General features: G+C 46.7%; 1 protein-coding gene. It reads right to left on the minus strand.

Annotated features, from left to right (window positions below):
• The coding region (locus R7E78_RS29185; protein WP_318059026.1) for an alpha/beta fold hydrolase at window positions 1-561 on the minus strand (561 nt) is incomplete at both ends.

The raw sequence follows: 561 nt of genomic DNA on the forward strand, positions 1-561 counted from the left end.
AACCGGACTGTTACCTTTCAAGTAATTGTCGACGTAGTAGTTCCAGTACAAGCTGTTTTCACGCAACAAGCTGAATGTTACGCTCAGTGAACGACCATCCATGTAACCTTTTGCGTTGTTCTGCGTCTCGATAGCGCTAATGATTGTGTCGTTAATGTACGCGCCGACTTCGCCCGGTTGAGAGAAAGCCAAAAGCGTGGTGAAGAACGTCGCCGATTTGATGCGCTTCTTCATACGTTTTGCTGCATAGTACGCAACAGTGCTCGCTAAAACCGTACCACCAATGCAGTAGCCTGCCGCGTTGATTTGCTCTTGCCCTGTGATTTCTTCAATCGCAGAAACCGCTTTCACAACGCCTTCAGTAACGTAATCACCAAATTCAACATGCGCTTGCGCTTTACCTGGATTACGCCAAGAAATCATGAACACACTGTGGCCTTGTTCAAGCAACCAGCGAACCATTGAGTTCTTCGCAGTGAGGTCAAGAATGTAGTATTTGTTGATGAAAGGCGGAACGATAAGCAGTGGTGTCGCATTGACTTTTTCTGTTAACGGACGATA

The organism is Vibrio sp. YT-19(2023) (assembly GCF_033337395.1).